This window comes from Bacillus sp. NTK034, from assembly GCF_017303275.1.
GTDB lineage: Bacteria > Bacillota > Bacilli > Bacillales > Cytobacillaceae > Cytobacillus.
The window spans coordinates 346,618-368,007 of the sequence record NZ_JAFKOJ010000004.1 but is presented as its reverse complement, the minus strand read 5'-3'; the positions used below and the strand labels follow the sequence as shown (position 1 = coordinate 368,007).

The window sequence follows — 21,390 nt, the reverse complement described above, 5'->3', positions numbered from 1 at the left end:
TGCTTTGGGTGCCTTCCTCACTTTTATTTGACTGGTGTCTTCGGTTTCTTTTCTGAAAGGACGAGATCAATGTTTTCCACACACAGCTTCATCATGGCATAGCGCGTTTCTATGCTGGCACTACCGATATGTGGCATAGCTACCACATTCTTCAGCTCCAACAGCGGGTGCTCTGCACCAATTGGCTCCTCCGCAAAAACATCCAAACCTGCAGCGGCAATCTCTCCAGCCTCCAACGCTTCATATAAATCTTGTTCATTTACAACCGGTCCTCTGGAGGCATTCACAAAAATAGCCTTGTCTTTCATCTTCTGGAATGCGTTCCGGTTAAATAAATTTCTTGTTTCTTCTGTCAAAGGCGTCAGGCAGACAACGAAATCTGAGCGTTCAAGCAATTCATCAAAGCTGACATATTGGGCTCCCAGTTCCTGTTCCGCATCCGGTTTCCTCGTGCGGTTGTGATATAGAATCTCCATATCAAATCCTGCGGCACGCTTTGCAACTGTTTTCCCGATATTCCCCATTCCCACAATACCGATTGTTTTATGATGCACATCAATACCTGCCAAAAGCAGCGGACTCCAGCTCTTCCAATTGCCCTTCTTCACAAACTCAGCAGCCTCCACCATTCTGCGGGCTGCAGCGAGCACAAGTGCAAAGGTCAGGTCGGCAGTTGAATCATTTAATACCTCTGGCGTATTGGTCACCGTGATTCCGAGTCTTTTTGCTGTCTCAACATCCACATTATCATAGCCTACAGCCATGTTGGCTATGATCTTCAGCTTCCCTCCTGTTTTCAGAACCTCTTCATTCACCGGCTCTGATAGCATAGTTAAAAGGGCATCTGCTTTTCTCGCCTCTTGTATGAATACATCGTAAGGAACCGGCACATCTTCCCGATCCCACATTTCAACTGTGTACTTTTCTTTTAAAATGGCAATAACATCTTCAGGCAGCTTCCTGCTGATAAATACGTATGGTTTCATAATAATATCCCCTCTTTACATTCTCAGCTTTATGTTCCTTTCGCCAAGAAAGAGGTATTTCCCTGCCTTTTTTCATCTCTTAATCCAATTCACCAGAGGAATCCTGAGTTTTTTGATGGGAACCTCGGCAAATTCAAAAAATCCCCCCAGGAAACGCTCATGGTCATCAGATTGCCAGAGATACTTCTGCAGGCGCTCCTGAAGCACTAGCTTCTGCTGTTCAGAATCTGCGCCATAATAATTTTCTACTGTTTCAAAATAATGGAGAGGAAACAATAGACGTGCGTAGTATAGCCGCCATGAGAAGGAGGATAATGGCCCTACACTTTGATATTCCGATAAAAATTGGCGGAGATCCGGCTGATACGTTTTGATATTATGGAAGTATTTTTCTCGCGTCCATTCCGCCAAATCTCTGGATGAATGGTCGAATACCCAGTCAAATGGATTTTTCATATAATAACTGTCGCCCCAGGTGGCCGATGTTAGTCTTATATGACAAACGGTTCCGCTGTCTGCCATTTCGGGTTCGTCATCAAGCTCTGTATCCACAAGGTACTGAATCGAATTTTCAGCCAGCCCCATATAGTATGGAAACGACTCTAAAAACATTCTCTCAAAATCATTTTCAGGTTTTTGGAAAAGCATCTCATTCCACACCTTTTCCATTTGGTCCAGCCTCTGTTCCCAAAGCTGTTTCCACTGACCGATTCTGCTCGTTTTTTTCACTGGAAAAGAAATGCTCCTGCCCCTGTAATGGAACTTTGCCAGCTTGCGCCCAAACTGATTTTGTTTTCTGCTCAGTGTATGCCGATTAACAAGAATGCAAAAACGGCTATCGTTCCACTCAATTGACTGTTTGCCTTCCTTCGTTTTCAAAAAAGTGCTTATGTTCCTATCCCCGTTATTGGAAAGGTGTTCAGCCATTAGGTCCAATTCTTCGAGTTCCTCTTTATCTGTATGACCCGCAGGCACAAGCAAATAGAGCTGTCCCTGCTTTCGGCACGCATCATATTTTCCAATTCTCATCGTATCCTCAGCTTCTATGCCAAATTGTTCTTTCAAAAGTGTTCTAAACATTATACCACCTCATTTTGGAGTGATCCTTATGGGATATATATGATAGAAGACTTTAAAACTTGTTGTTTTCTTGGATAAGACTATGTACCATGGAAATGATATAGGAAATGAAATTTTTCCGTTTCAGCTGCAGCGGGCATATTTGATAAAAAAAGGGTATATACATAGTGAAAAGAATCTAAAAGTGCATAACCACAGGACCTTACGTTAGGCCTGGACTTTCCCGCAATTATTTAATAACCAGAAAAGGTGAAGCCAATGAATGAAGAAAAAAAAGCAGTTAACGTTACAGAGCAGACAGCACGTAAATGGCTCCATGAAAGAGGGGTAGAAATTCAGGATATAGCTGATTTAGTGTTCTTCCTTCAAGAGAAATATCACCCCAATTTACAGATGAAAGATTGCATTTATAATGTTGAGCGTGTTTTATCAAAAAGAGAAGTCCAAAACGCCATTTTAACAGGCATTCAGCTTGATATGCTGGCCGAGGAAAAGAAGCTCTTAGAACCGCTGCAGTCGATTATCGCTACTGATGAAGGATTATACGGAGCGGATGAAGTATTGGCCTTATCCATTGTAAACGTATATGGTTCCATCGGTTTTACCAATTTTGGATATATCGATAAATTGAAGCCTGGCATTCTGAAGGATCTGAACGATAAGAGTTCAGGAAGATGCCATACCTTTCTCGATGATATTGTAGGAGCTATCGCTGCAGCCGCTTCGAGCAGACTGGCACACAGTGCCGAAAATGTGGAATAGAAAAGGATGGAGAGCTATTCTCCATCCTTTTTCTACTTAAAGTCCCAATCCGCTAATGATTCGAGCACAAACTCAGGCTTTTTCTCATACCCCTTCAATAACTCTTTCGTTGTTACACCCGTATGGACAAGCAAGGTGTCCATACCTGCATTCATTCCTGCTAAAATATCCGTATCATAGTTATCTCCAACCATCAGAGTTTCTTCCTTAGCTGTTCCCAGCACCTTTAAAGCCTGCTCCATGATAATCGATTCCGGCTTTCCGATAAATACAGGCTGTGTTTGTGTCGATACTGTGATGACAGAGGTTAGTGACCCATTACCCGGCAGCAGCCCTCTTTCTGTTGGAATGGCAATGTCACCATTTGTGGAAATGAATACTGCTCCATTCCGGACAGCCAGACAGGCGATGGATAGCTTTTCATAGTTAATCGAGCGGTCAATCCCCACCACAACGTAATCCGCATGCTCCTCAGCAAAGCTTAGCCCCTTTTCAGCCAGTGCTTCCCGTATTCCTTCCTCTCCGATCACATATACAGAAGCATCTTTTTGCTGTTCATATATGTAGTTAGCGGTGGCCATGCTCGTAGTAAAAACCTGACCCTCTTCGGCAGGGATGCCAAACTTCACAAGCTTATCCGCCACCTGGGCTGGTGTTCTAGAGGAATTATTCGTTACAAACAAATATGGCAAATCCAGTTCCCGAAGCTTATTGACAAAATCAGCTGCCTCACTGATCAGCTCAGTCCCTCGATACATGGTGCCATCTAAATCGATTAAGTATCCTTTATATTTTTTCACAGCCATCACTCCCAAATGATTTATGCTTTTAATATCCCTATTTTTCAACTGAACTATCGCCCATAAAAGCTATCTTAAAGGAACGTGGTGCATTGTGCAATTTTTCACGATTGAAGGGATAAATAAGACAGTAATTCCCGCAAAAAAACTCCTTGAATAGGAGCCCTCGCTTAATTTTGCTTTATTATATAATGACAGCACCCATCACCGGCAGCCATACACGATTTTATATCAACATGATCAGCAGAAAGAAAATCTTTGATAAACTCTTTTTCAGACCTGCAGATTTGTTTAAATTCTTCTGCTGTTTCAATATATGGACAATTAAACTCTTTAAGATGAACTTGGCCTTCCTCTATTCGCACTTCCGGCATAAAGCCTTCAAGCAGGAGGAGGTCCTCAAGAACTTGAAGCTTTTCTGAAAAAGGTTTCCCGGCTGTCTGAATCTCATACTGCTTTACAAGGCGGTTTTTTCTTCTGGAAAACAACTCTGTAATTAAATGGCCCTGCCCCATGCTTTTTAGTTCTGTTAATAATTCAACACTTAACTGCTTGTATTTTTTCGGAAACAGATCTTCGCCTTTTACTGTTAGCTGATAAAGCTTTGAAGGGCGCCCTTTAGTTTGCCTCTGGATGTCAGATGTAATAAAACCATCTTTTTCAAGAGTCTGAATATGTTTTCTGACGGCCATTTCTGATATTCTCAGCTCTTTGGCCATTTCCAGTATGGAAAGTTTCCCCGTTGTTTTGATTAATCTCAAAATAACTTCTTTTGTTGAATTTTCTCCAACATGCATGACATTCACCGCCCTTCTCTTTATTCAAGCTAATATACTCCATAGAGAAAAAGATCGGATTTCTCCGATCTTTATTGAGGTTTAAAAGCAGAAACCGGTCCCAGCTCATTGATTAAATACTCCCTGACCCTGCCCGGAAACTCTTTAATCATGGGCATATGACTGTTTATAGCTGTTATTAGCCCCTCATGATTGACATCTGTGTAATTTTGGACGAGCATTTTACGATATGTAATGAACTGTTTAAAGCTATTGCTCATTTCTTTGCTGATTACTTTTTCGTCGTCAAGAATATCCACGATATCATCGTAGCTGCCTGGATCCCTCATGATAAAGCCGTCAATCATCGTATTTCCAGTATCAAGGACAGCTTCGATCATAATTTGGGCAATCCGTTCCAAGGCTGCCTTTTCAATAGGGGATGTCCACTCTTTCACTTCTTCAAAAAGGGAGATTTGCTGTTCCAGATAACTAAGTGTGTCTTCGATCTTTTCCCTGTCTACGAAATACATAATGCTTCCTTCCTCCTATGAAGATTTCAGGCTCTTGGTTAAAGTATCCGGCCGAGCGTAGAAATATCCCTGAGCTAAATCGACGTTGTTTCTGAATAGAACCGAAGCCTCCCCTTCACTTTCAATTCCCTCGGCAACCACCAGTGAACCCGCTTCTTTCGCCACTAAAAGAAGACCCTTCAGCATGGATTCTTTTACTCTGTTCGTATCAATGCCTTTAATGACGGAACGGTCGATTTTTATAATATCCGGCATAATCTCACTTATGGAATTTAAACTGGCATAACCTGCACCCGTGTCATCCACAGCCACCCGAAATCCTAATGTTCTTAATACCTTTATATTGTATATAAAGTTTTCAATACCTTCAATGGGATCACGTTCAGTAATTTCAAGTGTGATCTGCTCAGGGGGGATATTTTTATAGCCTGTGAGCATTTTCTTTACGTCCCTGACAAACCTTTCATTCCCCATTGTAATCGGGGTGAAGTTAATAAATATATCCTGGGTGCAGCCTGTCTTGGTTATTTGTTCGAGTGTTTTCTCAAATACGATAAGCTCCAGATCATAAAGACTGCCCGTCTGCCGCGCAATGGTAAAAAGCTGAAGAGGGCTTTCCAGGGAAGTGCCGTGCGGGCCTCGTGTAAGCATTTCCCATGCCTTCACCTCGCCTGTAGCCACATTAATAATGGGCTGTGCCAGCATTTTGATATCCTTTTTAGCTATAATCTTATTCATTTTGTACATCATTTCATTAAACTCGGATCTTGCCCTTTTTTCGGCCATTGCGAGAGCATGCTGATGGGCTTTGCAAATTGCTTCCTGAACAGACGAATGATGCTTCTTTTCAACAAACATATATCCCGCATCAATAACCTGCTTTATATGAGGTGTATCAATATTTATGTAGTTTTCAGCTTCCCTGACAATTTTTTTCAGTGTTTGATCAATCTCTGTCACACAATCCCTGCTATGGTCCACTTTCAATATTAAGGCAAGGCCATCGCTATAATGATCATGAAGGATAATAATTTGATTATCTTCAAGTTCCCGCTGAATGACAGCCAGAAATATTTTCTTGATGTTTTTTATAAACTGTCTGAAAGAAAGCTCACCCAGCTGTTCGGACAGGTCTTGCCAATTTCTAAAATTAAAAACAGCTACGGCCACTTCAAAACCTTGTTTCAGCGCCAGATTTACTCCTTCTGCAACCGGGTCACGAATAATGAATTGGGGAGGGAAATACTTTATCTTATTTAAAGGAAGCATAAGTTTGCCCCAATTTCCAATCGGATTAAATCTCTTTATGTAATGGTGGACCATACCTTTCATTCCTCTCAGGTGCCAGCTTTATTTTTAAATTGCCTATAAGCCTTTATTACTATGCTACCCTACCAGCTATTGTATCACAATATTTTGAATTGAGTATTTATTCCTCTGATAGAAAAAATTATCAATCCAGCTGCACTCGCACCCATTCAAGGGTGAAAAGAGAAAAAAGAATCATCACCTGCGGACATAAACCTACTAAGGACATGCTATAATTGGATATAAAACAACTAAGGAGTGTTATATTTGGCAGAACGCTTTTTCTTATATGATGATCTTGAAGATACAAAAACCAGATTCGTCAGCTTTATGGGAGAAAACCAGCGATTCGATTTGGCTATTGTTCGTTCCGATCGCTATTACGGCAAACAATTGGTCCTTGATATCCAGGGAAGCAGATTCGCCATTATTGGAGAAGATGATTTAAAGGAAGAAGGCTATCTTGAGCATGTCTTTCAGCTTTCAGAGGAAGATGCAGAGGAGCTTAAGTCATTTCTAATGGAAATCGTTTAATATACGATAATAAACAGATACTAAGGGGGAACCTATTTTGGTGGGTTCTCCTTTTTCTTCTTTAAAGACCCTGCTCATATAACTTCCAAAGGAGTGATAGCATGGACGATAAAGAAAGACGCACATACACCGATTTCTCAAATGTGGAAACGCAAAGGAATTTCCTTATTCCCGAGGACTTGCCTGAAGGTGCCTATGGCTCTCCCAGAAATGCGGATGAGCCGGTAGAGAACAAAAGCACCCCATGGCGAGAGGGCCAGCGCTATTACAGCGCCTTCAATTATGAATTTAAGTCCCTTCACCAAAACTTGCCGCGGCAAATGCCAGGGGCGCACCCGCCGCATGATGACCCTGATAAAAACGAAGAGCCGCCATATACAGAGACTTAAAAAAAAGCGCAAGCACACTCAAGGGGGCAGGCGCTGGAGCCGGACAGTATTTCAAAAAAGGGCAGGGTTTCCCCCAGCCCTTTTTTAGCTTTTCACTTTTTTCACAACAAAATAGGCACATCCGAAATTACAGAATTCATATAGATATTCTGTAAGTGTGCTGATTTTTGTATCAAATGAAGCCTTCTGGTTCTGATCATCGAAAAAACCGCGGAGACGAAGCTGTCCATATCCCCAGTCCCCAACAATATAGTCATATCTGGATAAAATTTCGCTATATCTACCCCGAAATGCTTCCTCATTGAAACCATTCCGTTCTTCTTGAATTAATTCATAACAAACATTATTAATGCAAACCATTTTTTCACCTCTTCTTAAGAGCATATGTACAAATATTATATTGGAAATAACAGGATATGAAAACAAACCAATGAATTGTCCTAATTAAATTATAACTGATTCCCCATCAATTACTAAGAGAAAAAAATTCAGCTGTGGCAATTCTATAGATGAGGAGGTGTCTATAGTGAAAAAACCACTAATTATTATTGGTATAAGTGGTATGGCTGCATTGACTGCCTGTCAAAACAATGCCGCAAAAGAAGATATTTATGAAGAAACCGGTCACACAATAAATGTTAATGACCAGCGTGCCGATTTGTATAATAGAGATATGGGCAACGGCCGAAATGGCCGAAACAATGTTAGCGAAGACTTTGGATATGTCCGCCATCAAAAAAGCCCAATCATGGGAGACAACGTTTCAGCGGACCATTATGCTGCTATCGACCGTGAGCAGGTGGCAGATATTATTGGGAAATATTGTACTGAAGTGCCGAATGTGGATGATATCTCCACACTTGTTACCGACGAAGAAGTCCTGATCGTATATAACACTGACACCAAAAATCGCAATCAGACAGCTGATCAGGTTAAAAAGATGGCCATGTCTGTTGTTCCAAGATGGTATCATGTCTATGTAAGTGATGATACATCCTTAAGAAAAAATGTTGAAAACTATGCAACGGTTGATTCCGATGGCCGAAATGCTGAAAATGGCATCAACCAATTAATTAAACAAATGCTTAACTCTCCTCAAGGAGAAAGAATGAGTGATAGTGAAAATGAAAACGGTGAAATGCAAGGCGAAAGAAATGATGATATGGATAAAGATGACCTTGGAGAAACCGTCAAAAAAGCAGGAAACCGTTAACCACGAAGAACGGAAGCGCCTTGCCTATCCTCCCCGATACCTTGAGGGGAAAGCAGGCTGCTTGCGCAAACAGAATCGACGTTTAAAGTTTTTTACTTGCCATTTTTTAAAAAAAGAGTCCAGCGATGGCGCTGAACTCTTTTTCATTTTATGCCTGCTGGATTTCCTTTTCTCCCATAAGCTGCTTTTGTTTAGCTGCCGCATTTACCTGTTCATCTGCATGGTAGGAAGAGCGGACAAGAGGACCTGCTTCACAATGGCTGAAGCCTTTGCTCATGGCAATGTCCTTCAGCTCCTGGAATTCTTCAGGTGAATAGTATTTCAAAACCTTAAGATGTTTCTTGGATGGCTGCAGATACTGCCCTATTGTCATAATGTCAACATCATGAGCACGCAGGTCTTCCATTACTGCAATTATTTCCTCTTTTGTTTCGCCAAGCCCGATCATTAAGCTGGATTTTGTAGGGATATCTGGCTGCATCTCTTTTGCACGCTTTAAAAATTCAAGAGAGCGCTTATATTTTGCACGAGCTCTTACTCTTGGAGTCAGGCGCTCAACTGTTTCGATGTTATGGTTAAGAATATCCGGCCGGGCATCCATAAGCATTTTCAGGTTATCGTACACACCGCCCATGTCTGAAGGCAATACCTCAATCGTCGTGAAAGGGCTTTTTCTTCTGATGGCACGGACCGTTTCTGCGAAAACCGCAGCACCGCCGTCCTTTAAGTCATCTCTTGCTACAGCTGTCACCACTGCATGCTTTAAGTTCATTAGCGCTACTGAATCTGCTACACGTTCAGGCTCCTGAAGATCCAATTCAGTTGGCAGACCCGTTTTAACTGCACAAAAACGGCAGGCACGCGTACAAACATCCCCAAGAATCATGAACGTAGCAGTTCTTCTTACTGCCCAGCACTCATGAATGTTGGGGCACTTAGCCTCTTCACAAACAGTGTGCAAATTCTTTTCTCTCATCATTTTTTTCAGGCCAGTGTAATTTTCATTTGTGTTTAACTTTATTTTCAGCCACTCCGGCTTGCGCAAGTACTCTTCTTTTTTGCTCATTTTCCCACTCCTTAAAAGACTGAAGCTAGACGTATAGAAAAGCGGAGGCGCCTTGTTCACCCCCGACAAGCACAAGACGAGCCTCACAGAAAGGCGTCCTTTGCCTTTTTGTGAGGATGCTCGAAATGTGGAGGCGACTGCCCAGGGACGACAGGCATAAGGACGGTTCCTGTAAGAAGGCGTTTTTCCTTCTGAAAGAAACGGCTTATGACCCCGAGTCCCTAGGAGCCGAAACAAGACAAGCTTGTGACCTCGAGGGGGTAGGCGCTGGAGCCAGACAGTAATCTAATTTCAGAATTTATACATTCTTGCCAATTAAAAAAGCCAGTCATAAGCAAATTCCGACTAAGCTGATTAGGCTTCACCTGATGCCACTTTATCATAATGAATTGAAGAGGACAAGCCGAAGATTCTGGTATTACCATTAATTGATATTTATTAAATTATCTATTCCTCACAAACTAAATAAGCAGACCATAAAAGAAGGGAGGATTTCCGTGCGGATATTATTTACCGCAGCTGCGGCCTTATCGTTTTTTCTGATTTCCTTATGCACAGTGAACGCTCAAGAAAATCCAGCTGATGTATATAAACAAAGAATGACCTTATATAAAAAAGTTGAAGCTGTTACGAATATTCCCTGGTATTACCTTGCGGGGATTGATCAGTATGAACGGAATGTCAGGCAGTCCAGAAGGGATATTCCCAAAGCCGAAGGCATTACAGGCATCTATTTCAAACCTGAAGAATGGGCGGGGATTTTGAATCCAGATCCATCTGATGAAAATCCTACATCCATTCAATTTTTCAACGGAATAGGAATAGACGGGGACGGGGACGGAAAAGCCAGCTTGAAAAGTGATGAAGATGTTCTTCATTCCTTTGCCAATTTCCTTCTCTCCTATGGTACAGACCATGATAATTTAAAAATTGGATTGTGGAACTATTATAAGCGTGATAAAGCTGTCGGCATCATTATCGGCAAAGCCCAGATTTATAAGCAGTTCGGCCGCCTTGATCTTGATGATCACGCCTTCCCTGTCCCCCTGAGGAGCAATTACAGCTATAGAAATACCTGGGGTGACGCAAGAGGATGGGGCGGAAGACGGATTCACGAGGGAACCGATATTTTCGCTGATTACGGGGTGCCCGTCCGGGCTACATCCTATGGAATAGTGGAAATGAAAGGCTGGAACAAATATGGGGGATGGAGAATCGGAATCCGTGATATTAATAACAACTATCATTACTTTGCCCATTTAAGCGGATTTGCAAAAGACCTGAAAGTTGGGCAAATCGTTGAACCCGGGATGATGATAGGAGGGGTAGGAAGCTCTGGCTACGGGCCTCCGGGTACATCAGGCAAATTCCCTCCCCATCTCCATTATGGCATCTACAAAGACAATGGCTATGCTGAGTGGTCCTATGATCCATATCCTCATTTGAGATTATGGGAAAGACAGGATCGGATAAAAGCCAGGAGAAAATAATGTAAAAAAGGACTGCCCTTTAAACGGACAGTCCTTAATTTCAATTATTTAGCTTGTTTTGCTTTAGATACGGCATTCATGATACTTGCTGCCAGACCGCCCCAGATAATGAGCATCCCAACCACCATCATTGTAATTGCGCCACCGGACATTATTGAGATACCTCCTTATCATTTGGGATCGTAAGTTTAGTCTGTGTTTCGTTCTTTTTAATTGCCATAAATACAAAGCCTAAGATAATGGCTCCAATTGCTACTCCCCAACCTGAATAGAGCAGGAAGCTTGTAGGATATCCTTCATAATTATCTTTAACATTGGTAATAATGTTTTGAATCATCATATAACCAAGAACGATTGGTGTAATTCCAATTAGACACACTTTCCACCATGCTCCAAGTTTAATATCGGAAACAGCATCTGCATGGTTTTGAAGATTTTTCAATTCTTTCAATACCCATCCAACAATTACAACCTGGACAAGTCCTGCCAGGGCAACGCCAAACTGGTTAATGAAGTAATCCGCTGCATCAAGGAAGTATAAACCGCCCTGTGTCGCAAAAAGGATGGAAATAACAGCAGACAAACCGCCGCCAACAAGAACAGCTTTATTACGTGACACATTAAACTTATCCTGTACTCCGGCAACAAATGTTTCAACAATTGATATTAGCGATGTTAAGCCCGCAAGTGTTAAACAGATAAAGAAGAAAGACCCGAATAGCCCATTAAAAGCAGGGAATTCGTTAATGATTTGCGGGAATACCACAAATGCTAATCCTACACCGGATGATACCACTTCATTAATACCTACACCCTGCTGTGCAGCCATGAATCCTAATGCGGCAAAAACCCCGATCCCTGCTAGAAGTTCAAATCCAGAGTTTGCAAAACCTGTAATGAAAGCACTATTTGTCAGATCCGTTTTCTTAGGAAGGTAGCTTGAATATGTTACCATGATGGCAAATCCAATTGATAAGCTAAAGAAGATCTGGCCATATGCTGCAACCCAAACTTTAGGTTCTGCAATCATCTCCCAGTTAGGCTTAAAGAATGCATCCAAGCCTGCGATTGCTCCATCAAGCGTCAATGCGCGAACAACAATAATTAAGAATAAAACTACAAGGACAGGAATAAAGATTTTGTTCGCGATTTCAATACCTTTTTTAATTCCCTTGAACAGGATGCCAAGTGTTACTACCCAAACAATTATTAACGGAATGAAAACTCCTGGTACAATCCCGCCTACATCTCCTGGCGTTTCAGAAAGCTTCAAATATTCTCCAAATAGGAATCCGTTTGGATCGTCACCCCATTTAAGATTAAACGAGAAGCCTGCGAAGGACATTGCCCATGCGATAATAACCGCATAATATGTTGAAATGACAAATGAGATGGCTACCTGCCACCAGCCTAACCATTCGTATTTTTTACTTAATCTAGCATAAGACAGTGGTGCTGAACCGCGATACTTATGGCCAATGGTAAATTCCATAATCAGAAGCGGTATACCTGCTGTCAGCAGAGCAAACAAGTATGGAAAAAAGAATGCTCCCCCTCCATTTTCATATGCAACTGCAGGGAAACGCCAGATGTTTCCTAGACCAATTGCAGAACCCACCGCTGCCATTATAAAGCCAGCTCTGGATCCCCACTGCGGACGATTATCCATAGTAATTACTACCCCCTGTAAATATTCCCAATTAAAAAGAACAATGGGAACTTTTTATATTTTCAGATAATTAAATCTAACTAAGCCTAGTATAGCTAGTTTTTGATAATCTGTCAAAACATTATTTTCCTAATAGTATTATTTTTCGAAATAATAAGTTTTAGTACATTGCCAGAGTAAAGCACATAAGAAAATTAGTATACTCGTATTTTAATTATCATTAGAATTCAACTCGGCCAGGAGTTATTCCAGCAAAGCTGATCAAGTATTTCTTTGTCCTCACCCCCTTAGTAAAATTTATTCTTAAAAGTAAAAAACTTTCGTTATTTATTCAGATAATTCAAAATAATATTGTCGGTATGCCAATATTATCCTCGTTTGGTCTACCAGGTCCCGGGAATATAACCAGTGTGCTTAACCATTACCAAATATAGCATAAAGCACTATAAAGGAGGTTTTACAAATGGATGCCAATATTATTGGAGTTTATAATTCACAAAGGGAAGTAGTAAATGCCATTCAAGAACTGCAGAATGACGGATACCCTGTTCAGGATCTATCCATCATTGGGCAGACAGAACACCTGGATACGTCTCTTGAAGATAAAACCGGTGTTCAAACAGAAACCTTCGAAACTAAGGATCGAGAGAGCAGTGAGAGCGCAGGATTCTTAAATAGTCTCGCATCATGGTTTGATGATGATCGCATGAGCAGTGACTCTCCAGTTGAAAAATTCAAGGAACTGGGCTTGTCAGATGATGAAGCCCGCAAATATGAAACTTATGTGAACGAGGGAAAAATCATTTTGTACAGCGATAGAATTGATACTGCAACAGGTCTTACCAATGCAGGGACTTCTGAAGCCAATGTGGATAGCACCTACACTGGGGGTTATAGCCAGCAGAGAAATCCCGCGGAAGAAGATGAACAATCATTAAAACTTCGGGAAGAACAGCTGGATGTGTCAAAAGAACGTGTTCAAGCCGGAGAAGTTGAAATCCATAAAGACGTTGTGGAAGAACAAAAAGCAATCAATGTACCGGTAGAGCATGAAGAAGTATATGTAGAAAGAAGAAAAGTGGATGATCCAACTGGCGCAAGCACCTCACCAATATCAGATGAGGAGACAATCAGGATCCCAATTACAGAGGAGCGAGTGGAAGTCTCCAAAAAGCCTGTTGTCACCGAAGAGATTGTCGTAGGCAAACGGGAGGTTCAGGAAACGCAGCAGGTTAAAGAAAACCTCAAGAAAGAAGAAGTGCATCTTGAGGGCGGCCGTGAATATGTTACTGACGATGAAGACTTAAATCGCTCTCTTAAAAGAAGAAATAATGACAACCTATAATTAAAAGGGTCCCTTCCGGGGGACCTCTTTAATCATGATGGATGAACACCAAAAAAGGCCTTCTCAAAGAGAAAGCCTTTATCTATGGTTTTTTAACTAGCTCTATTTTCCTGCCAGGCTTCTTTTTTGCCACGGGCAAGGAAAGCAAATGCCGCTACAAGAACAGCCACTGTAAGTAATGCGATTGCAGTACTGCCAGTAAAACCGACAATTAAATAACCAACAGCAGCGATTCCCGCTGAAATCAATGCATATGGAAGCTGGGTCATCACATGGTCCATATGATTACATCCAGCCCCGGTTGATGAAAGAATCGTTGTATCGGAAATCGGTGAACAATGATCCCCGAACACTGCACCGGCGAGAACTGCTGACATAGCCGGCAATAACAGAGAGATATCTGTTGCAGCAGCAATGTCTCCTGCAATTGGAAGCAGGATGCCGAAAGATCCCCATGAAGTTCCAGTACTGAATGCCATAATTCCAGCTATGACAAAAAGTAAAAGCGGAAGCCATGATGTGCTCATATTTGAACTTTCCACAAGACCGGCTAAATATTTTCCAGTTTCCAGACGGCCGATCAAATCAACAATCGCCCAGGCAAACAGCAAGATATAGACAGCTGGAAGCATAGACTTAATGCCTTCCCATACCCCTTTACCAAAAACATTTGGGTTAACACCTTTCAAAGCATAGGCTTGTCGGAAGAATAGTCCCAATGATACCAATAGACCCACCAGGCCTCCAAGGATAAGAGATTTTGAGACATCTGTATTCTCAAATATTTGTAAAATGGTCGCACTTCCTTCAACCGCCTGTGACCCAGTCCAAAACATCGAGCCCACTGTACCAATGACAAGTGCTATTATCGGCCACACAAGATCTCCGACCGATCCTTTTGAACTTGTAGGAAGGTCATCCTTCAGTTCACCAGGCGCCGGCTTCTCAGGATCCATTACTAGCCCCTCTTCAACTGCACGCTTCTCATGAACCTTCATTGGTCCAATTTCAAGGCCTCTTAATGCAACAATAAACACAATAGCGAGGGTAGCCCATACATAAAGATTCATTGGAATCATCTGAATAAATGCCGAGAAAGCTGAATACTCGGTAACATTATGGGCAGCAAGGATAGTTCCAATCAGCGCAATAATGTATGCTCCCCAGCTTGATACCGGTGAAACCACACAAACAGGTGCTGATGTGGAATCAATCAAATAGGCAAGTTTCGCACGGGATACACGCTGGCGGTCTGTAATCGGACGTGATATCTGGCCGACAGCCAGAGCATTGAAATAGTCGTCAATGAATATGATAATACCTAAAACAGCTCCGACAATCTGTGCGCCTGCACGGGTCTTGACCCGCTTCATCGCCCATTCTCCAAAAGCGCGGCTTCCGCCTGAAATAGATATAAATGCAGTAATAACTCCTAATACAAGCAAGAATAAAATAATATATACATTCCAGGTGTTCAGCTCTCCGTCTGAAACAAAAATTCCTTTTACAGCATCCCAAATGATGCTGAATGTTTCTGTGATGCTGAATTCAGCCAGCAATAGTGCGGCTGTTACGATCCCCACTCCCAATGACAGCAATACGCGCCGGGTCAGGATAACCATGGCGATTGCTACCAAAGGCGGCAGAAGGGAGAAAATCGTGTTTGCCATTACTTGTCCTCCTCTGAAATTTGATTGGTGTCCAGCTACAGGCTCCGATAAGCGGGCGCCTGTAGCTTTTCGTAGGGGAACAACAAGGATGATGACAGAGTCAAAATAAAAAAAGAGTAACGATAGAGAAAAATCTATCATTACTCTTTTGAAGTAATTAGTTTCTCCATCACGATCTGTAGCTCCCCATTATGAAGGCTTTGACAAAGTATATTCATACTTTCCCCTCATAATGACAGTGTTACTCCTATTCGAAGTAACCCCAGCAAGATTAGTTCTGACTCACTAATCATGCTTCGGCAACATTCCCTTTCGGCTGCGGTCCTAGTTGTCATCCTCGCACAGCGTACTCTTAAATCTTGCGCCTCTACCCCATCGGATATGATAAGGTTTTTATGAAATTATATTGAAATTTTATCAAAATACTAATCTTTTTGCAAGTGTTATTGGCCGGCCGGTATTTCTATTGAAGGCGAGGTGCCCCCTCCGCCATTGTAAAATTGCGGGACTTTTCCCGGATAAATGCCATAAGCGGCCAGTACATCCTCCTGTACAGTGATAATCTTGGTGGCAAAAGGTATAATGATTTGAACCTGCACATCCAGACGGACCAGTACCTTCACTTCAACATTATTAATGCCGTGATCCTTTGTTTCCGTTATAAAGTTGGAGGTAACAGAACCAACTGCATTAAATTTAACCGGTATCCGGGGACCCAGGTTTCCGAGAAGCGCATTATTGGTTGCCTGGCCAAGCGGCACGTAATAAACTATTCCATTTGTATTCTGCATTTGTTCCGTAGTAATTTCCACATCTGTAAAGGACTCCAATGCATCCAAATCGCCCTTTTCCGCTTTCTTAATATTATCCTGAACAAGTTCGGTTACTTCCGCTTTGACCCTGTTCAGCTTTTCTACGTTTATGCTGACAACCCCGCTTTCACTTGCTTCAAACATATCTTCCAAATCCATCACATTGGTAATTTTTTTATTAATCGCATTGTTTATCACCAATGATGCGATTTTCCTTGTCTGTGAATCGGCATAGCTCATGAGAGTGGGCTTAAGCCCTTCGTTGATAATCCATAGGCCGGCAGCAGTTGAGATGACGAAAAATATAAAGGTCAACAGAAATACATAGCGAAATGGCAGAGGACCTTTCCGGGGCAGCCGGCCTCGAAATTTTGCCAAAACAAATCCCCCCTTTACAAGCTATATGTATGCTGTAAAAGAGGGAACTAGGCTCAAAAATCCAAAATAGTTTATTGTTGTACAAAAGTCGTATCGCAGCCTATAATGACAGAATTCAATTCAATCCTCAAATCTGCTTCATACGGCTCCACATTCCTGCCCTTTTCTTCAAGTACGCGGATGACAGGCCTATCACTCAGACCCGTGTTCTGCCGGCAGACAACACCTTTCCTGCCATCATTCAGCTCGACTGTAACACCCACAGGATATACCGCGACCGCTTGACGAAAAACTTCTATTATCCTCTTATCAAATAACTTTTCTGCCCCTGCATACAAAATCTCCAGGCCTTCATGCGGGAGCATAGCCTGTCTGTAAATGCGATTAGATGTTACTGCATCAAACACATCTGCAATCGCAATAATCTTGCCGAAATCATGTATCTCGTCTCCCTCAAGGCCGCGCGGGTAGCCGGAGCCATTCAAACGCTCATGATGCTGAAAGGCACAATGTGCAACAAGGAGCGGAATCGTCATTACTTTTCTTAATATATTAAATCCATCTTCAGGATGCTTCTTTATTGATTCAAATTCTTCAGCTGTCAATTTACCCGGTTTCAAAAGAATATCTGCTGGCACCTTCATTTTACCTACATCATGGAGAATAGCACCTAGCCCCAGGATTTCAAGTTCCTTTGGCAGGAGCTGTAGCTTCATCCCGATTGCCAGAGAATAAAGGGTTACATTCAGGGAGTGTGTGAAAATATAGTGGTCATATGTATAAACGTCTGATAGGATCGAAAGCAGCTCTCTATTTCCCCTTATTTCACCGATTAGCTGACGAATTAGCCCTGATAGCCGTTTTGAGGCTTTCTCAATCACTAAAGAGTCTGATAAATCTTTATTTGCTTCTACTTCCTTCAGAACAGATTCTATGGTTTCGATTGCCTTCGTGCGCATTTTGGCAGTCAGAGGGTCCCTATATTGGATATCCTCAGTGCGCCAATCCCTTATATACACATAAGTAATACCCATTTCCTGCAATTTATGTATCAATTTATCAGCCAGCTCCACACCTTCATGCAAGAGGACCTGACCCTTGTCATTATATATAGCCTTGGCCAAAACGCTGCCAGTCTCAATTGTATTGGTTGCTGCTAATCTCATATGTATCTCCCATATCCTTTTTTCAGTGCTACTTTTTATTTCGGGTATAATTTGGTTTTATTTACATTATACGACAAAATTCCGGCATTGGCGGAAGTTCTCACAGTTTTTATGAAAATTGATTCTTATGCCGTTTTTAAGGATAACTTTAGGGTGCCTGTCTTCACTCCGGGGAGCTATTTTCCTCAATTATGTATTTTATGTGCGGATAACCTTTTTTTATATGCGGATAGCTGTTTTTATGTGCGGATAAAAAAATTTATGTGCGGATAACCCTTTTTTACGTGCAGATAAAAATTTATGTGCGGCGAAGGCTCGTATATGACCAAATAAAAAAAGACAGCCCTATTAAGGCATGCCTTTAGATCATTTTTAAAAGTGCTTCTCTTCCAATAGTCCCTTTAACTATGCCCAGTTCCTCTGCTTCATAAGTGACAGATTCAAGGGGGGCATTTAACAGCTGCTCTATGGTTTTTACGCCGACCGCCCTGCCGGCAATTACTTTGCGGTCCTTAAGCTTCTCATTCAGTAATGCTACATCAAGGGCGCCGCACATGATATACCCTTTATCATTCGTTACCGCCAGCAGATTGGTCTTCGGCAATTGCACCGATACACTCAAAAAAGTATGGCCATCTATATCAATCGGTTTTAAATCAATCATACTTGCCGCCACTCCTTTCCTTTTCCCTTACACAATATGTGCGGACAAGAAAAAAGGTGAAAGTGCCAGGCACCGCTTAAAATAAATCAAGCTGTCTGGGAGCGAGCTGCTGGTATTCGATATTCAGCATTTCGATCATTTGTTTAGCGTTGTCTGCCGCGTCACCGCCAGAGTTGTTATTGAAGACGACGAATACAGTTTTACAATTTTTCTCAAGCTGTTTTAGATGTTCTGCCCATTCAGCCAGTTCTTTTTCGTTATAGCGGTAAAGATAGCGGACCTCGCGCCAGTTGTCTCCATTCTTCTTCTGCCAGCCATGAAAATTACGGCCATGAAACCGAACAAGCACCTTATCAGGACTGGTTGTTTCCAGGACAGTTGGAACTGAACCCTCACCGGCTTGCGGTTCGTCACAGATGCTGTGAATCCAGCCTTCTTCTCTCATAAACCTTAATGTACTTTCCTTGAACTCCGGCCGAAACCATGATTGATGCCTGAATTCCAGGGCACATGGGATATCTGCCATCTGCTCTTTGCACCAGCGAAGATAGTCGACATTGGCTTTTTTGCAGTCAAACCATGGCGGAAATTGAAACAGCACCATAGCCAGTTTTCCCGATTCGATATAAGGCTCCAATGAGTCTTTGAAAGCTTCAAACATTTCTTCTTTGCTTTCAAAGGGGATTTCGCCTCTCTGATGGCCGGTCATGCCCTGGTAGGCTTTGACTATGAATTGAAAAGATTCAGGCGTGTCCTTTACCCATTTGGAAGAGTTGCGCTTTGGCTGCACCGCATAAAAAGCAGAGTCCACCTCCACAGTCGGAAAATGGCCGGCATACTCCTTTAATTTATCTCTCGGCGAAATATTGCCAGCATAAAGGCTATCATGGTCGCCCCAGCCTGTTACGCCTATGATAATCATTAAAACACCTCCGTTTTTTTCTTTTTAAGAAGGTAAAATTTAATATTTATATAAAAACACCTCTTAAGCAGGGAATTTTCGATAAAAGCCCCACTTTAGGGCATGGAGACCATCTATAAAAAGTGTATATAGGGCTTATTAAGCTATATATAATCAACTTTAACAATTTTACATTCAATTTTCCAAATGTAACCTCATTATTAGCGAAATATCATCAAATTTTTTGATATAACAGCAACTTCAATTGTTCTAATTATGAAAATTCCTGCATGCATAAAATTTTTAAAAGATTCTACCTTTATCAGCAAAAAGTTTTACGTGATTCTAAACCATCCTCCCAATATAAAAACCCGCTTACCATGACTGGTAAACGGTTTATCGTAAATATCTATTAACCCGTGAAACCTTCCATTTAACTTAATTTAGTCTTAAATAAAGAATAAAATTGTTAAAAAAGACTTTTAAAGTCTTGGTTTTCAAAAGCTTTAGTAGTATTTTTCTCTAGTTTTTTAAGATTTTTTGTGCATCGCAATCTAATAAAAAGTACCTGAAAAGTATTTAAATCCAAAATTGCTTTACTTACTAATAGGTAAGCTAAACAAGTGAAAAATCCCTAAGACGAGGTTAATTACTTACACTATAGGCACCTAATTTATTTCTATTCACATATGAAATCAATAATTCAATAAAGCCTTTTGCAGCAGTACCTATGTGTTTTTGTTTATGGTGTACAATGGTGACTTCCCTAATAATAGTTGGATTCATAATCTGTAACGCCTTCAATTCACCTTCATTTTCAAGAGAAAAAAGTGTATTAGATATTATAGTTGCTCCTATCCCTTTCTTCACTAGATTCAATATTGATATTGAATCAGTTAATTCTATGATTGGCCTGATTTGAATTCCTGATGTAATGCAGGCTGCATCAAGTGATCGTCTAAAACAGTGGCCTATAGGATTTAATATTAAGGGTATGCGCTGAATCTCTTTAAAATCTATCGAATTTCTATTTGACCAAACGTGATTCCTTTGTACGGCTAAGAGAAATTCTTCTTCGTATAATGAAATATTTGTTAACCTTTCATCTTTTTCTGGCAATAGTGTCAAGGCTAAATCAACTTTATTTTGTATAACATTTTCAACCACATCATCTAGAGAGAAAATCTGTATTTGGACATCCGGAAAAATGGAATGAAATTCCACTAATACCGTGGATGCAATTTGATTTAAATCTCCTGAAAGGGTTCCAATTACTAGTTTTCCTCTTTTAACATTTTGAAGCTCTTCTATTTGTTCTTTAGCACTTTCTAAATTAGCGAATACCATTTTACAGTGTTCAAGAAGGATTTTACCAGACTCTGTAATTGCTATTTTCTTTCCTAAACGATCAAATAAACGAACATCTAGTTCATCTTCTAAAGCTTTCATTTGGTAGCTTAAAGTAGGTTGCCCAATCCTTAGTTTTTCTGCAGTCTTTGTAAAATGCATTTCTTCACAAAGAGCCATGAAATGTTCTAATTGTCTTAATTCCAATATTCTACACCTACCCCTTAGATATCTATAAATCCATATTAAAGAAAAAGCCATATAATATACTATTGAAAATTTTTCCCAAAACCTCTATTATACATTTTTGATCTTAACTGAGCGTATGTGAAATCCCTCCTTGAAATTTAAAACTACTAGACCAAATGGTATAAGTATTCTGAAATATTAACAATACTGGATTTTTAATCAAATCGATTAAGTATTTAAATGAATAATAAAAAATGACTATCTAAAATTCCTGAATGAGAAAAAACCAAGCAGGCGTAGCCCATGGTTCAA

The 21,390-nt window shown here is 41.1% G+C and carries 22 protein-coding genes and 1 riboswitch; of the genes, 6 read left to right on the top strand and 16 right to left on the bottom strand.

Going from position 1 to position 21,390, the window contains the following annotated elements:
- Positions 1-23: 23 nt before the first annotated feature.
- Both JI665_RS14735 and yutH read right to left on the bottom strand, forming a co-directional pair.
- Positions 24-986 (bottom strand): 2-hydroxyacid dehydrogenase, encoded by a 963-nt coding sequence (locus tag JI665_RS14735; protein WP_206840320.1) that lies wholly within the window; start codon positions 984-986, stop codon positions 24-26.
- Between the two features lie 72 nt (positions 987-1,058).
- Positions 1,059-2,066 carry a spore coat putative kinase YutH gene (gene yutH, locus JI665_RS14730; protein WP_206840319.1) on the bottom strand — a complete coding sequence of 336 codons (1,008 nt, stop codon included), beginning with the start codon at positions 2,064-2,066 and terminating at the stop codon, positions 1,059-1,061.
- Between the two features lie 258 nt (positions 2,067-2,324).
- Between yutH and JI665_RS14725 the strand changes: the two genes are divergently transcribed.
- Complete coding sequence (locus JI665_RS14725; protein WP_206840318.1) at positions 2,325-2,828, top strand: phosphatidylglycerophosphatase A family protein; 504 nt, start codon at positions 2,325-2,327, stop codon at positions 2,826-2,828.
- Between the two features lie 32 nt (positions 2,829-2,860).
- On the opposite strand, the gene JI665_RS14720 is transcribed toward JI665_RS14725, so the two are convergent.
- The 4 genes from JI665_RS14720 to JI665_RS14705 form a co-directional block, all read right to left on the bottom strand.
- Positions 2,861-3,628 (bottom strand): TIGR01457 family HAD-type hydrolase, encoded by a 768-nt coding sequence (locus JI665_RS14720; RefSeq protein WP_206840317.1) that lies wholly within the window; start codon positions 3,626-3,628, stop codon positions 2,861-2,863.
- A 170-nt stretch (positions 3,629-3,798) separates the two neighbouring features.
- Entirely contained in the window at positions 3,799-4,425 is a 627-nt protein-coding gene (locus JI665_RS14715) for a helix-turn-helix transcriptional regulator (protein ID WP_206840316.1), read from the bottom strand.
- A gap of 71 nt (positions 4,426-4,496) precedes the next feature.
- Positions 4,497-4,937 carry a DUF86 domain-containing protein gene (locus tag JI665_RS14710; protein ID WP_206840315.1) on the bottom strand — a complete coding sequence of 147 codons (441 nt, stop codon included), beginning with the start codon at positions 4,935-4,937 and terminating at the stop codon, positions 4,497-4,499.
- Between the two features lie 15 nt (positions 4,938-4,952).
- Positions 4,953-6,206 carry an EAL domain-containing protein gene (locus JI665_RS14705; RefSeq protein ID WP_244671202.1) on the bottom strand — a complete coding sequence of 418 codons (1,254 nt, stop codon included), beginning with the start codon at positions 6,204-6,206 and terminating at the stop codon, positions 4,953-4,955.
- Positions 6,207-6,512: 306 nt separating this feature from the next.
- Between JI665_RS14705 and JI665_RS14700 the strand changes: the two genes are divergently transcribed.
- Positions 6,513-6,779, top strand: coding sequence for a DUF3055 domain-containing protein (locus JI665_RS14700; RefSeq protein ID WP_206840312.1), 267 nt, complete (start codon positions 6,513-6,515; stop codon positions 6,777-6,779).
- 101 nt (positions 6,780-6,880) lie between these two features.
- Positions 6,881-7,168 carry a cytosolic protein gene (locus JI665_RS14695; RefSeq protein WP_113883627.1) on the top strand — a complete coding sequence of 96 codons (288 nt, stop codon included), beginning with the start codon at positions 6,881-6,883 and terminating at the stop codon, positions 7,166-7,168.
- Positions 7,169-7,252: 84 nt separating this feature from the next.
- Here JI665_RS14695 and JI665_RS14690 read toward each other — a convergent pair whose 3' ends face one another.
- Positions 7,253-7,528, bottom strand: a complete 276-nt coding sequence (locus tag JI665_RS14690; RefSeq protein WP_206840310.1) for a YutD family protein — start codon at positions 7,526-7,528, stop codon at positions 7,253-7,255.
- A gap of 166 nt (positions 7,529-7,694) precedes the next feature.
- On the opposite strand from JI665_RS14690, the gene JI665_RS14685 reads away from it, so the two are divergent.
- Complete coding sequence (locus JI665_RS14685; RefSeq protein ID WP_206840308.1) at positions 7,695-8,381, top strand: YhcN/YlaJ family sporulation lipoprotein; 687 nt, start codon at positions 7,695-7,697, stop codon at positions 8,379-8,381.
- 148 nt (positions 8,382-8,529) lie between these two features.
- Here the strand turns inward: JI665_RS14685 and lipA are convergent, their stop codons facing one another.
- Positions 8,530-9,447, bottom strand: coding sequence for a lipoyl synthase (gene lipA / locus JI665_RS14680; RefSeq protein WP_206840306.1), 918 nt, complete (start codon positions 9,445-9,447; stop codon positions 8,530-8,532).
- A gap of 497 nt (positions 9,448-9,944) precedes the next feature.
- Here lipA and JI665_RS14675 point away from each other — a divergent pair, with 497 nt between their 5' ends.
- A complete protein-coding gene (locus tag JI665_RS14675; protein WP_206840304.1) occupies positions 9,945-10,937 on the top strand; it encodes a M23 family metallopeptidase in 993 nt (330 codons plus the stop codon).
- Positions 10,938-10,981: 44 nt separating this feature from the next.
- On the opposite strand, the gene JI665_RS14670 is transcribed toward JI665_RS14675, so the two are convergent.
- Positions 10,982-11,089: a methionine/alanine import family NSS transporter small subunit gene (locus JI665_RS14670; RefSeq protein ID WP_206840302.1), complete on the bottom strand. Its 108-nt coding sequence runs from the start codon at positions 11,087-11,089 to the stop codon at positions 10,982-10,984.
- Complete coding sequence (locus JI665_RS14665; RefSeq protein ID WP_206840301.1) at positions 11,089-12,606, bottom strand: sodium-dependent transporter; 1,518 nt, start codon at positions 12,604-12,606, stop codon at positions 11,089-11,091. Before JI665_RS14665 ends, JI665_RS14670 begins: the two co-directional genes overlap by 1 nt.
- Before the next feature lie 463 nt (positions 12,607-13,069).
- On the opposite strand from JI665_RS14665, the gene JI665_RS14660 reads away from it, so the two are divergent.
- The gene (locus JI665_RS14660) at positions 13,070-13,951 is read left to right on the top strand and encodes a YsnF/AvaK domain-containing protein (protein ID WP_206840299.1); all 882 of its coding nucleotides are present in this window, start codon (positions 13,070-13,072) and stop codon (positions 13,949-13,951) included.
- 92 nt (positions 13,952-14,043) lie between these two features.
- Here the strand turns inward: JI665_RS14660 and JI665_RS14655 are convergent, their stop codons facing one another.
- The 6 genes from JI665_RS14655 to JI665_RS14630 all read right to left on the bottom strand — a co-directional run bounded on the left by JI665_RS14655 (position 14,044) and on the right by JI665_RS14630 (position 21,096).
- On the bottom strand, positions 14,044-15,621 hold the full coding sequence (locus JI665_RS14655; protein WP_206840298.1) for a Na+/H+ antiporter NhaC family protein: 1,578 nt from the start codon (positions 15,619-15,621) through the stop codon (positions 14,044-14,046).
- Between the two features lie 171 nt (positions 15,622-15,792).
- A riboswitch (Lysine riboswitch) is annotated at positions 15,793-15,999 on the bottom strand.
- A gap of 65 nt (positions 16,000-16,064) precedes the next feature.
- The gene (gene yunB, locus JI665_RS14650) at positions 16,065-16,811 is read right to left on the bottom strand and encodes a sporulation protein YunB (protein WP_206840297.1); all 747 of its coding nucleotides are present in this window, start codon (positions 16,809-16,811) and stop codon (positions 16,065-16,067) included.
- Positions 16,812-16,882: 71 nt separating this feature from the next.
- Positions 16,883-17,977 (bottom strand): HD-GYP domain-containing protein, encoded by a 1,095-nt coding sequence (locus JI665_RS14645; RefSeq protein ID WP_206840296.1) that lies wholly within the window; start codon positions 17,975-17,977, stop codon positions 16,883-16,885.
- Positions 17,978-18,338: 361 nt separating this feature from the next.
- The gene (locus tag JI665_RS14640) at positions 18,339-18,641 is read right to left on the bottom strand and encodes a YunC family protein (RefSeq protein WP_206840295.1); all 303 of its coding nucleotides are present in this window, start codon (positions 18,639-18,641) and stop codon (positions 18,339-18,341) included.
- A gap of 76 nt (positions 18,642-18,717) precedes the next feature.
- Positions 18,718-19,563: a DUF72 domain-containing protein gene (locus JI665_RS14635; RefSeq protein WP_206840294.1), complete on the bottom strand. Its 846-nt coding sequence runs from the start codon at positions 19,561-19,563 to the stop codon at positions 18,718-18,720.
- Positions 19,564-20,187: 624 nt separating this feature from the next.
- A complete protein-coding gene (locus JI665_RS14630) occupies positions 20,188-21,096 on the bottom strand; it encodes a LysR family transcriptional regulator (protein ID WP_206840293.1) in 909 nt (302 codons plus the stop codon).
- Positions 21,097-21,390: the final 294 nt, after the last annotated feature.